The 11,771-nt window shown below is 73.0% G+C and carries 14 protein-coding genes; 5 read left to right on the top strand and 9 right to left on the bottom strand.

All coding sequences use genetic code 11. The features are described 5' to 3' along the window. Positions 1-247: ANTAR domain-containing protein (locus ACFVYN_RS21395; protein WP_390000842.1), on the top strand; the 247-nt coding region annotated here is incomplete at its 5' end. 281 nt (positions 248-528) lie between these two features. On the opposite strand, the gene ACFVYN_RS21390 is transcribed toward ACFVYN_RS21395, so the two are convergent. From ACFVYN_RS21390 to ACFVYN_RS21370, 5 genes are all read right to left on the bottom strand, one after another. After that, positions 529-1,176, bottom strand: coding sequence for a class F sortase (locus ACFVYN_RS21390; protein ID WP_390000841.1), 648 nt, complete (start codon positions 1,174-1,176; stop codon positions 529-531). A gap of 6 nt (positions 1,177-1,182) precedes the next feature. After that, the gene (locus ACFVYN_RS21385; RefSeq protein WP_390000840.1) at positions 1,183-1,719 is read right to left on the bottom strand and encodes a hypothetical protein; all 537 of its coding nucleotides are present in this window, start codon (positions 1,717-1,719) and stop codon (positions 1,183-1,185) included. A gap of 106 nt (positions 1,720-1,825) precedes the next feature. Next, positions 1,826-2,605 carry an HAD-IIA family hydrolase gene (locus ACFVYN_RS21380; RefSeq protein ID WP_390000839.1) on the bottom strand — a complete coding sequence of 260 codons (780 nt, stop codon included), beginning with the start codon at positions 2,603-2,605 and terminating at the stop codon, positions 1,826-1,828. A 113-nt stretch (positions 2,606-2,718) separates the two neighbouring features. Further along, complete coding sequence (locus ACFVYN_RS21375) at positions 2,719-3,435, bottom strand: hypothetical protein (protein ID WP_390000837.1); 717 nt, start codon at positions 3,433-3,435, stop codon at positions 2,719-2,721. Between the two features lie 492 nt (positions 3,436-3,927). Further along, the gene (locus ACFVYN_RS21370; protein WP_390000835.1) at positions 3,928-5,037 is read right to left on the bottom strand and encodes an ROK family protein; all 1,110 of its coding nucleotides are present in this window, start codon (positions 5,035-5,037) and stop codon (positions 3,928-3,930) included. Positions 5,038-5,085: 48 nt separating this feature from the next. Between ACFVYN_RS21370 and ACFVYN_RS21365 the strand changes: the two genes are divergently transcribed. The 3 genes from ACFVYN_RS21365 to ACFVYN_RS21355 are packed head-to-tail and all read left to right on the top strand — an operon-like array spanning position 5,086 to position 7,582. After that, positions 5,086-6,162, top strand: coding sequence for a Gfo/Idh/MocA family oxidoreductase (locus tag ACFVYN_RS21365; RefSeq protein ID WP_390000834.1), 1,077 nt, complete (start codon positions 5,086-5,088; stop codon positions 6,160-6,162). Continuing rightward, a complete protein-coding gene (locus ACFVYN_RS21360; RefSeq protein ID WP_390000832.1) occupies positions 6,159-6,668 on the top strand; it encodes a heme-degrading domain-containing protein in 510 nt (169 codons plus the stop codon). The genes ACFVYN_RS21365 and ACFVYN_RS21360 overlap by 4 nt, the downstream gene beginning before the upstream one ends. A 56-nt stretch (positions 6,669-6,724) precedes the next feature. Next, positions 6,725-7,582: an LLM class F420-dependent oxidoreductase gene (locus ACFVYN_RS21355; RefSeq protein ID WP_390000830.1), complete on the top strand. Its 858-nt coding sequence runs from the start codon at positions 6,725-6,727 to the stop codon at positions 7,580-7,582. A gap of 39 nt (positions 7,583-7,621) precedes the next feature. On the opposite strand, the gene ACFVYN_RS21350 is transcribed toward ACFVYN_RS21355, so the two are convergent. The 4 genes from ACFVYN_RS21350 to ACFVYN_RS21335 form a co-directional block, all read right to left on the bottom strand. Next, positions 7,622-8,479, bottom strand: a complete 858-nt coding sequence (locus tag ACFVYN_RS21350) for a fumarylacetoacetate hydrolase family protein (protein ID WP_390000828.1) — start codon at positions 8,477-8,479, stop codon at positions 7,622-7,624. Positions 8,480-8,639: 160 nt separating this feature from the next. Next, positions 8,640-9,362 (bottom strand): YidC/Oxa1 family membrane protein insertase, encoded by a 723-nt coding sequence (locus ACFVYN_RS21345; RefSeq protein ID WP_390000826.1) that lies wholly within the window; start codon positions 9,360-9,362, stop codon positions 8,640-8,642. An 87-nt stretch (positions 9,363-9,449) separates the two neighbouring features. Then, complete coding sequence (locus tag ACFVYN_RS21340; protein ID WP_390000854.1) at positions 9,450-9,740, bottom strand: DUF6412 domain-containing protein; 291 nt, start codon at positions 9,738-9,740, stop codon at positions 9,450-9,452. Between the two features lie 58 nt (positions 9,741-9,798). After that, positions 9,799-10,326, bottom strand: coding sequence for a winged helix-turn-helix transcriptional regulator (locus ACFVYN_RS21335; protein ID WP_390000824.1), 528 nt, complete (start codon positions 10,324-10,326; stop codon positions 9,799-9,801). A gap of 68 nt (positions 10,327-10,394) precedes the next feature. Here ACFVYN_RS21335 and ACFVYN_RS21330 point away from each other — a divergent pair. Beyond that, on the top strand, positions 10,395-11,771 hold a 1,377-nt coding region (locus ACFVYN_RS21330; RefSeq protein WP_390000822.1), incomplete at its 3' end, for an MFS transporter.

Below are 11,771 nucleotides of genomic sequence, written 5' to 3'. Positions count from 1 at the left end.
GCAGCACCGCACCCTGTCCGGTCAGTTGCAGCAAGCTCTGTCCAGCAGGGTCCGCATCGAGCAGGCCAAGGGGATGCTCGCCGAGCGCTGGAGCGTCGCCGCCGACCAGGCGTTCATGGCGCTGCGGCAGTACGCGCGACGGCACCGGCTGCCCCTGGGCCAGGTGGCGAGCGCGGTCGTCGAGGGCGCCGCGGACGACGACGGACTGCGCCGGGAGATCGGCGCGGGCGCCGGCGGATCCGCGTAGAACCCTGGCCCACCAGGACGGATGACTCAGAGCCACGGGTACGGGACTTGGCGTCAATCTGCCTCTGGGCCCCTCTAGGCCCGTGCGCTCATCCGTTCTAAAGTCTTCTCATGGGTGACGGCCCCAGCCCCCGGCCGTAGTCATCATCACGGAGCCTCCAGGCCTCCCGCGCCATCGCCGGGTTACTCCCGCAGCCCGAGCGCGCGTGGTCGAGGACCAGCCCGGTCGGCGACTTCAGGGGGAGCGGGTCGCCGACCGGGCCGGGTGCTGCCTGCGGAGTCCTACAGGCCGGTGCCCGTCAGATACGCCGAGACGATCACGTTCGCCGTGTACCTGCGGCTCGCCCGGTCGAAGGTGCCGCCGCAGGTGATCAGGCGCAGTTCGGCGCGGCCCGGCTCGCGTGGGCCGTAGGCCTGGTGGGCGTCGAAGTCCTCGCGGCTGAGGACCCGTACGTCCTCCACGGTGAACTCGGCGACCCTGCCGTCGTCGCGGATCACCCGGACCGTCTCACCCGGTTCCAGGGTGCTGATTCTCTGGAAGACGGCGGGGCGGGTCCCGGTGTCGACGTGTCCCACCATCAGCGCGGTCCCGGCGGCCCCGGGTTGCGCACCGGCCGCGTACCAGCCGACGACGCCGGGCTGGTCGAAGGGCGGCGGGTCGGGGGCGCCCCGGGCGTCCAGGCCACGGGCCACCACGGGCGCCTGCACCCCGAGGTCCGGGATGTCGAGACGCTGGGGCCGCGCTCCCGTCAACGGCCGTACGGCGGGCGGCAGTTCGGCGGCCCCGGGCGGGCGCCCGACCGAGGCCACGTCACCGATGGCCGGCGCGGACCGGCCGTGCCGTACGTCGGTGGTGAGCTCGCTGCCCCACAGCCACAGCCCGAGGAGCAGCACCGCCCAGGTCAGGCCGGTCAGCAGCCGTCCGTACATCGCCGGTCAGTCCGTCTCGCGGCTCCGGCGGCCGCGGCGCAGCACGACGGCCAGCGCCGCGGCCCCGGTGAGCACCAGGCCCGTCACCGCCTGCCCGGTGCCGGGCCCGGCGGCCTGGGGCGCCATGGAGGAGAGGTGGGTGGCGGTCCAGCCGCCGCCCGCGTCGACGGGGGCGGCGGGGGAAGCGAGGGATGCGGGGGCGGTGCCGCCCTTCGCCGTTACGACGGTGATCCTGCCCTCGACCTCCATGTCGGCGCAGGTGATCCGCACGTCGTAGGGGCCGGACTCGGCCGAGGAGCGGACACGGGTCTCACCGGCGAGGTTGCCGCCGGCCCCCGTCAGCCGGGCGTCGGCGACGAACGCGGCCGAGGCGGCGGTGGCCGTCTTCCCCGCGCAGCCGGTCACCCGCAGCGTGAGGTCGGCGCCGGCGGCGGGGGCCGACGGGGTCACCGAGACGCCGCGGCCGTCCACGGCCTGCGCGGCCGGGGCGAAGGCGGCGACAGCCAGAACCGCGGTACAAAGAGTGAGGCGTGGGAAACGCATCGTGAACCTCCAGATGTCTGGAGGGTCTCCCGGGGGCCGGGGGCCCGCACCCCGGGAGGCACCGCGTTGCTCCGTTCGGGTCAGGCCGAAGGCCGACAGGGGTTACTCAGATCCGGTCGACCAGGTCCGCGATCGAGTCCACGACCTTCGAGGGCCGGTACGGGAAGTCCTCGACCTGCTCGGGCCGGGTCAGGCCGGTGAGCACCAGGAAGGTCTGCATGCCGGCCTCCATGCCGGCCAGGACGTCGGTGTCCATGCGGTCGCCGATCATCGCGCTGGTCTCGGAGTGCGCGCCGATGGTGTTGAGCCCGGTGCGCATCATCAGCGGGTTGGGCTTGCCCGCGAAGTACGGCTGCTTGCCGGTCGCCTTGGTGATCAGGGCGGCGACGGCGCCGGTGGCCGGCAGCGCGCCCTCGGCGGAGGGGCCGGTCTCGTCGGGGTTGGTGCAGATGAAACGGGCGCCGTCGTTGATGAGCCGGACCGCCTTGGTCATGGCCTCGAAGGAGTAGGTGCGCGTCTCGCCGAGGACGACGTAGTCGGGCTCGTGGTCGGTGAGGATGTAGCCGATGTCGTGCAGGGCGGTGGTCAGACCCGCCTCGCCGATGACGTACGCCGTCCCCTCGGGCCGCTGGTCGCCCAAGAACTGCGCGGTGGCGAGGGCTGAGGTCCAGATGTTCTCGATCGGCACGTCCAGGCCCATGCGGCGCAGGCGGGCGTGCAGGTCGCGCGGGGTGTAGATGGAGTTGTTGGTCAGCACCAGGAACGGCTTGCCGGACTCGCGGAGCTTCTTGAGGAAGGCGTCGGCGCCGGGGATCGGTACGCCCTCGTGGATGAGTACACCGTCCATGTCGGTGAGCCACGAATCGATGGGCTTGCGGTCTGCCATGTGCGGGATCTCCTGCCGTACGCGTGTACGCCGTGCTGCGTCGGCCCCAGCCTAGACAGTGGCCGGATCTTGGGGGAACGGCCGGTTGGGGACGGGTCCCGGAACGTCCGGGGTCAGCGGCGGCCACGGGCTCGGAGGATCGCGCCCGCGGTGACGAGGAGGAGGGCGGCGGTGCCGAGGACGGCGGCGGCCACGGCGGGGCCGGTGCTGGCGAGTTCCTCGGCCGCGTCCGTGAAGGGGAGGCCCTGCGGCGGGGTGGGGGTGGTGTCGGACGGCGTGGCCTCGGCGGAGCCGATGCCGAAGCGGTAGTCGTTGGACTGCCCCACCCAGTCGCCGTCGTCGCGGTGCCGCTGGACGACGGCCGCGTTGACGGTGACCTCGTTCGGTGCGGCGTCCGCGGTGACCGCGAGCCGTACCTTCACGGTGAGGGTCTTTCCCGGGCCGACGGTGAGCCCGGCGCCTCCGAAGGCCCCGACGAGTTCGTCCTCGTCGGTGGTCTCGAACCGGACGGCGCGGGTGCGGGGGCCGTCGTAGAACTCCAGGCGGGTCTGGGACGGCTTCAGGGCGTGCCGCTCGTCGACGAGGACGACGACCGGGTGGATCCCTCCACAGGTGTGCCGGGTCGTGTTGACCAGGTCCAATTTCCAGGTCTCGAAGCCCCCACCGGCCTCGTACACGGCGGGACCGCCGTGAATACGGGTGGTGAGGGGGAAGTCGCGGCCGGCGGGGACGCAGGACTGGTCGGCGTGAGCAGGGGTCGCGGGAGTCAGGGCGGCCGCCGCCGCGAGGCCGAGGAGGGCGGGCGTGTATCCGTGCACATACCGTCGCATGAACACATGACCGTGCCGGGCGGAGGCGCCCAACGGGGGACGCCGCTCCGTACGCCCCGGGAAGTCCCCTCGATCAGCGGACGCGGGGTGGGGGCCAGGGGCAGGGCGTTCCGCTGAGCGGGTTCGGCGACCGGCGACGCGACGAGGCCGGCATCGAGCGCGGGACGCGGACGCCGCCGGGCTCGACGGGCCCGTCACCCGACCCGATACGGGACGGCACGCCGCCGGAGCACTCACCCGCACGGATCAGCCATGCGCCCGGCGAAGGCGTCCCCCCGCGTGCCGGTCTCACGGCCCGCGCGGTGCTCGACCAGCCCGCCCGCGACACAGAACGGCACACGCCGCCGGACCTGCCCACTCTCGCCGATCAGCCGCGCGCCCGGCGCACGACGTCAGCCCCCGTGTCGGTCGAACGGCCCGCGCGGTGCTCGGCGCGGGCGCCGCGGAGGCGGACCGGTCGGGTCGGTTCGGGTGCCTGCCCGGCTCCGTCCGTCAGGCGTCGGCGCGGCCGAAGAGCGGGGCCAGGACGAGTTGCGCCGCGCCTTCGGCGACCTCGTCGGCCGCGGCGCGGACGGGGACCGGTTCCTCGCCGGTGCGCCGGGCGCGTTCGGCGAGGACGGCTTCGACGCCTCGCAGGAACGCGTCCGGGGCGGTGGTGACGGTACGGCCGCCCAGCAGGACCAGGTCGATGTCGAGGAGGGCGACGAGGTTGCCGGCCGCGATGCCGAGGACCCGGGCCGCTTCTGTGAGGTCCCCCCGGGCCACCGCCGCCAGGCACAGCGCCTCGACGCAGCCCCTGTCGCCGCAGCCGCAGGGCGGCCCGTCGAGCTGGACGACCTGGTGCCCGAACTCCCCGGCCCCGGTCCGCGCACCCCGGTGCACGGCCCCGCCGATGACGAGCCCGGCACCGAGACCCGTACCGAGATGCAGATACGCGAACGACCCGCGCTCTCCCGCGACCGCGAGCCCCAGCGCGGCCGCGTTGGTGTCCTTGTCGACCACGACGGGCACCCCGAGCCGCCGCGCGAGCGCGTCCCGCAGGGGGAAGCCGTCCCACTCGGGGAAGCCGGTGACGCGGTGCAGCACACCCCGGGTGTGGTCGAGGGGGCCGGGGAGAGCGACGCCGACGCCGAGGAGGGCGGGGAGGGAGCCCCTGCCACCCCTCTCCCGCGCTCCCATCACCAGCGCTTCGACCTCTCCCCCGACCGCCGTCACGACGGCCTCCGCCCCGGCCCCCAGGTCCAGCTCCGCGCGCCGCTCCCCCACCACCGTGCCCGCGAGATCCACCAGCGCCACCCGCAGCGCGTCCCGGTCCAGGTGGACGCCCACCGCGTGGCCCGCCCCGGGGACGAGCCGCAGTACCGTCCGCCGCTTGCCGCCCGTCGAGGCGCGGTGGCCCGCCTCCGCCGCGAGGCCCTCCTCCCGCAGCCGGGCGGTGATCTTGCTGACGGCCTGGGGAGTCAGCCCGGTCCGGTCGGCGAGTTCCAGTCGGCTGATTCCCCCGGCGCCCGCACCCCGCAGCAGGTCGAGCACGAGCGCGGTGTTGTGGCTGCGCAGGGCCGGGAGGTTGACGCCGCCGTTCGTCCTGTTCACGCCTGCCATTGTCCGCCACACTTGCACTTTGGCAACAGCGTTGCGAAAGTGGAGGACATGACTGCTGCTGCTGACCTCCGCGTGGGCCTCGTCGGCTACGGCCTCGCGGGCTCCGTCTTCCACGCCCCGCTGATCGCCGCCACCGAGGGCCTCACCCTCGACACGGTGGTCACCTCCAACCCCGAGCGGCAGGCACAGGCCCGCGCCGAGTACCCGGACATCCGTACGGTCCAGGGCGCCGACGAGCTGTTCGCCCGCGCCGACGAGCTGGACCTGATCGTCATCGCGTCTCCGAACAAGACGCACGTCCCGCTCGCCACCACCGCCCTGAAGGCCGGTCTGCCGGTCGTGGTCGACAAGCCCGTCGCGGGTACGGCGGCCGAGGCGCGACAGCTCGCCGACCTCGCCGAGGCACGCGGGCTGCTCCTCTCCGTCTTCCAGAACCGGCGCTGGGACAACGACTTCCTGACGCTCCGCGCACTCCTCGACGAGGGCGAGCTGGGCGACGTATGGCGCTTCGAGTCCCGTTTCGAGCGGTGGCGGCCGCAGCCCAAGGGCGGCTGGCGCGAGTCCGGAGACCCCGCAGAGATCGGAGGTCTGCTCTACGACCTCGGCAGCCATGTCGTCGACCAGGCCCTGACCCTCTTCGGGCCCGCCGCCTCCGTGTACGCCGAGGCGGACGTCCGCCGCCCGGGCGCCGAGATCGACGACGACACCTTCCTCGCGATCACGCACACGAGCGGCGTCCGCTCCCACCTCTACGCCTCCGCCACCACCGCCCAACTCGGCCCCCGTTTCCGGGTGCTGGGCTCCAAGGCGGGCTATGTGAAGTACGGCCTCGACCCGCAGGAGGCCGCCCTGCGGGAGGGCGAGCGCCCCGGCACGGCGGCCGGCTGGGGCCGCGAGCCCGAGTCGCTGTGGGGCCGGCTCGGCTCGGGCGAGTCCCCCGTGACGGGCGGCGGCAGCCCCGTCCCCACCCTCCCCGGTGACTACCCGGCTTACTATGCGGCCGTGGCCAGGGCCCTGACCGACGGCGGCACCAACCCGGTGACCGCGCTGGAGGCGGCCGCCGCCCTCGACGTACTGGAGGCGGCGCGCCGTTCGGCCCTCGACGGAGTGGCGGTGAAGCTGTGACGCACAACACCGAGCTGACCCCGAAGTTCCAGCCGGAACTCACCCCGCCCCTGGAGGAACTGGAGGCGCAGGAACGCCGCCTGGTCTTCCGGCAGTTCACGTACGAGGACGCGTGGGCGCTGGGCTCCCTGCTGGTGGAGCTGGCCCGGGAGCGGCAGGCGCCGGTGGCCATCGACATCCGCCGCGGCGGCCAGCAGCTCTTCCACGCGGCCCTGCAGGGCTCCGCCCCGGACAACGACGCCTGGATCGACCGCAAGCGCCGGGTCGTGGAGCGCTACGGCTCCGCCTCGTACCTGGTCGGCGCCCGTTTCCGCGCCAAGGGCAGCACCTTCGAGGAGTCCTCGCGCCTGGACCCGGACGAGTACGCGGCCCACGGCGGCTCCTTCCCGATCACGGTGGAGGGCGTGGGCGTCGTCGGCACGGTGACGGTCTCGGGCCTGCCGCAGCTGCAGGACCACCGGTTCGTGGTCGAGGCGCTGGAGGAGTTCCTGAGCAAGGACCGTTAGCGACCGTTGGTCCGAGACAGGAATTATCGCCGGGGCCTCCCGCGTTGGCATCTGCCATGAAGGAGATCATCGGCAAGTACGGCATCTGGAACGGCGGCGGTCTGCGCGGGGAGGACCCGGCCCAGCGGGGCGAACGGGCCGAGGCCGCCTCCGAACTGGAGGAACTCGGGTTCGGCGCGATCTGGCTGGGCGGCAGCAGTTCCGCCGCCAACGCCGCCCCGCTCCTGGAGGCGACCTCGCGGATCGTCGTCGGCACCAGCATCCAGAGCATCTGGGACCACGAACCCGAGGCCGCCGCTGCGAGCTTCACCGAGCTGAACGCCGCCCACTCCGGCCGCTTCGCCCTGGGCCTGGGCGTCAGCCACGCCAAGATCGCCGACCAGTACCGCCGCCCGTACTCGGCCCTGGTGGCGTACCTGGACGCCCTGGACGAGGCGGGAGTGCCTGCCGAGGGCCGGGTGCTGGCCGCGCTGGGCCCCAAGACCATCGAGCTGGCCCGGGACCGCTCGGCCGGCTCGATCCCGTACCTGATCACCGCGGACCAGACGGCACGGTCCCGCGAACTCCTGGGCGAGGGGCCCCTGTTGGCCCCGGAGCTGAAGGTCGTCCTCGAATCCGACCCCGCGAAGGCCCGCAGCGTGGCCCGCGACTGCCTGGCCATCTACCTGGGCCTGCCCAACTACACCAACAACTTCCTCCGCAACGGCTTCACGGAGGACGACCTGTCGGACGGCGGCAGCGACCGCCTGGTCGACGCGGTCTTCGCCTGGGGCACGGACGAGCAGATCCGCGCCCGCGTCGACGAGTTCATCGAGGCGGGCGCGGACCACGTGGCCCTGCAGATCGTGGACGGAGGCCCGCGCTCCAGCATCCCGAGGCAGGCCTGGCGCAGCCTGGCGTCGCTGCTGAAGTGAGCGAACCGCCTTACGCGTAACCGCCCTACGGGTAACGCCCTACGCGTCCTTGAACTCCTGGCGCTGACGCCCGAGCCCCGTGATCTCCAGTTCCACCACGTCACCGGAGCGGAGATAGGGCTTGGGCTCGGGCTCCCCCATCGCGACCCCGGCCGGCGTACCCGTGTTGATCACATCGCCCGGGTACAGGGTCATGAACTGGCTGACGTAGCGCACCACTTCACCGACGGGGAAGATCTGCTCGGCGGTCGTGCCGTCCTGCTTCAACTCCCCGTTGACCCACAGCTTCAGGGACAGGCTCTGCGGATCCGGGACCTCGTCCGCCGTCACCAGCCACGGTCCCAGGGGGTTGAACGTCTCGCAGTTCTTGCCCTTGTCCCAGGTCCCCCCGCGCTCGATCTGGAACTCCCGCTCGGACACGTCGTGCGCCACCGCGTACCCGGCGACATGCGCGAGCGCGTCCTCCACCGACTCCAGGTAGCGGGCCGTACGCCCGATGACGACCGCCAGCTCCACCTCCCAGTCGGTCTTCACCGACCGCCGGGGCACCAGCACCGTGTCGTAAGGGCCCACCACCGTGTCCGCGGCCTTGAAGAAGATCACCGGCTCGGCGGGCGGCTCGGCCCCCGTCTCACGCGCGTGGTCGTGGTAGTTCAGGCCGATGCAGACGATCTTCCCGATCCGGGCGACCGGCGGCCCGACCCGCAGCCCCGTGGCGTCCAGGGCCGGCAGTTCCCCGGCCTCCGCGGCCGCGCGGACCCGGCCCAGTGCCGCGTCGTCGGCGAGCAGCGTCCCGTCGATGTCGTCCACGACACCGGACAGGTCGCGCAGGACCCCGTCGGCGTCGAGCAGCGCGGGCGTCTCCGTTCCCGCCGTACCGACTCGCAGCAGCTTCATGATCACTATCTCCCTCTATTGCGGGGCGCCCACCGACGGGTGCAGCCATCGGATGACTGGTCGATCCTCCAAGCTGAGTGTCCAGTCCGCAATACCCGGTTCACGGACTGGACCGGTCAGGGACCGGTCAGGGACCGGTCAGGGACCGGTCAGGGACCGGTCAGCGGTAGAGAACCGCCCGCTCCACCGCCGCCCAGGTCGAACTGGTCACCACGTACAGCGCGGCCGCCAGCGGCACCACCGCCACGGTGAAGAGGGTGAAGAAGGACATGAACGGCATCACCTTGCCCATCGCGCCCGCCCCGGGGACCGGCTGCCCGTCCGTGACCGGCACGACCGGGTTCGCGGCCATCATGCGCTTGGTGCGGCGGTAGTTGAAGCTCGCCACCACCACCACGAACGCGAACAGGCAGACGTACACGAGCCCCGCTCCCTGGAACATCCCGCCGTCCCCGAGCGCGTCCGCCCAGCGTCCGCCGAGCGGCGCGGCGAACAGCTCGTGGCTGAGCAGTTCGTTCGCCTTCCCGCCGATCGTGGTGTTGGAGAACAGGTGGTACAGCAGGAAGAAGGCGGGCAGCTGGAACAGTCCGGGCAGACAGCCGGACAGCGGTGAGACCTTCTCCTCGGCATGCAGGGCCAGCACCGCCTTCTGGAGCTTGTCGGGGCTGTCCTTGTGCTCCTTGCGCAGCTCGGCGATCTTCGGCTGGAGCCTGGTGCGGGCCTTCTGGCCGCGGGCGGCGGCGCGGGACAGGGGGTGCACGAGCAGTCGTACGAAAGCGGTGAAAAGGACGATCGCGGCGGCGGCCGCGGTGGCGCCGAAGAGGGGGTGAAGCAGGTCGGCGAGATGCTGGACCAGATCAGCGAAGACGGAGAAGACGGACATGGGTGAGCCCTCCGGGGGTCTCGTCGTGCCGGAAGTGAGCAAGGCGGCATGACGACCCGCGCGGGGTGTCCTTACAGGAGTGAGCCCCTACGCGGCGGTCGCCGGGAGGGCGTGGCCGGGTGCTCGGGGGCGGGGGCGGCCCTTGGCGTCGGGGTCGCGTTGCGGCAGGAAGGCCGTACGGCGGTCGCGGTCGCGGATGGCCGTGCGGACCCGGGTGGGCGGCACGGCGGGCGCGCAGCGCGAGGCGAGCAGCGAGCAGGCGGCGAACGCGGAGCCGGCCGCGGCGGTCGCGGCGAGCGCGACGGCGGCGGAGAGGCTGCCCGTGTCGAGCAGGACGACGTCGAGGAGGAGGAGCAGGAGCGCGGCGGCGGGACGCATGCCGGCCCAGTTGCGGATCACGGCACTCCCCCTCTCCCCGTCGTCGGTCCTCCCCCGGTTATACCTGATCGACCGCGACCGGCTGCAAGAGCCTCTTCGGCCTGAGCAGGGCCCGGCTGACCGGATCCGCCGGGTCCGGGTCGAGTCCGGGGCCCGGCAGCATCAGCACGTCCTCGACCGGTACGACCCTCGCGCAGGCGGGGCATTCACCGTAGGAGCCGAGTTCGGTGCCGCACTCGGCGTGCTGGAAGATGCGCATCACCGTCTCACCGTGGTGCTCGCGCCCCCAGCGGCCGAGGGCGCGCAGGGCGGGCCACAGGGCGATGGCGCGGTCGGTGACGACGTACTCCTCGCGCGGCGGGGACTCCTGGTAGCGGCGCTTCTCGAGGATCCCCTCCTCGGTGAGCATCTGGAGGCGGGCGGCGAGGACCGCGCGCGGGATGCCGAGGTGGACGAGGAAGTCGTTGTAGCGCCGGACGCCATAGAGGGCGTCGCGGACGACGAGCAGGGTCCAGCGCTCGCCGACGATCTCCAGCGCGCGGGCGATCGAGCATTGCTGTGTCGCGTAGTCCTTGCCCAGTGCCATGAGGCCCACTGTAACCATTTTCCGGCTATAGGTTCAATGACCGAACCTACTCTGCTACCGTCTCCGCCATGACTGGGTTCAGTGAACGAACTGTGACTGCGGCGCAGGTCTCGCCCGCCCCGCCCGAAGCGTCCCCGCGCCCCTCCGCGACCCTGGCCCTGACCAGCGCCGCCACCGCCGTGGCCCTCATGACGTACACCGCGCCCATGGTCACGCTCCCCGAGGTCGCCGCCGATCTGCACACCCCGCTCTCCGCCCAGGCGTGGCTCCTGAACGGCACCCCGCTCGGCCTCGCCGCCCTCCTCCTGGTCGCCGGCAGCCTCGCCGACGACTACGGCCGCCGCCGGATCTTCGTCGCGGGCACCCTCGCGCTGGGCCTCACCACCGCCCTCGGCGCGCTGACCTCGACCACCTGGCTGTTCACCCTGGCCCGGATCGCCCAGGGCGCGGCCAGCGCGGCGCTCCTCGCGAGCAGCCTGGGCCTGATCGTGCACGCCTTCCCCTCCCCGAGGGGCCGGCTGCACGCGACCGGCGTGTGGGGCGCGTTCGTGAGCGGCGGCATAGCGGTCGGCCCCCTGCTGAGCGGCGCGCTGCCGAACTGGAGAGTGTCCTACGGCGTTCTCGGCGCCGCCGCCGTGCTCGTGGCCGCCCTGTCCGCACGGCTCCTGACGGAGTCCCGGGCCCCGCGCGGCGGCCGCCCCGACCTCGCCGGAGCCGTGACCTTCGGGCTCGCCCTGGTCGCCCTGGTCGCGGCGCTGACCCTGGGCCGGGACGGCTGGCTGCGGGCACCGGTCGGCCTGTTGCTGCTGGCGTCCGTGGTCCTGCTCGCCGTGTTCGCGGCGGTGGAACGCCGCTCGGCCACCCCGATGATCGACCTGGACCTGCTGCGCCACCGCCGTTTCCTCGCCTCGTCCGCCGGCGGCCTGTTCACGGGTCTCGCGGTGATCGGCATGTTCAGCTTCCTTCCGGCCCTCCTCCAGCAGACGGTCGGCCTGTCCGCCATGGACACCGCCTGGCTCTTCCTCCTCTGGTCCGGCCTGTCCTTCGCGGTGGCCCTCCAGGTCCGGCGCCTCGCGGGCCGGGTGCCGCCGCGCTGGCAGCTCGCGATCGGCTTCCTGCTGCACGCGGCCGGCGTGCTGACCATGCTGGGCTCACTGGACGCGGGTTCCTGGGTACGGCTGCTCCCCGGCCTCGTCGTGGCCGGCATCGGCAGCGGCCTGCTCAACGCGGCGCTCCCGCTGCTCGCCGTGGAGTCCGTCCCGGCCGGGCGGGCGGCGATGGGGTCGGGCGCCCAGCAGACCTTCCGTTACATCGGCTCCTGCGCCGGAGTCGCCCTGACCATCGCGCTCGCCACCTCCTCCGGCGGCGGCCTCGCCCACGGCGCGGACATCGCGATGCTGGTGTCGGCGGGGCTGGCACTGGTGGCGGCGGCGAGCGTGGTGGCG

The sequence above is a fragment of the Streptomyces sp. NPDC058307 genome, assembly GCF_042880295.1.
Taxonomy (GTDB): domain Bacteria; phylum Actinomycetota; class Actinomycetes; order Streptomycetales; family Streptomycetaceae; genus Streptomyces.
Note: the sequence above shows the minus strand (reverse complement) of the source record. Positions and strands in the feature narration are given on the sequence as shown.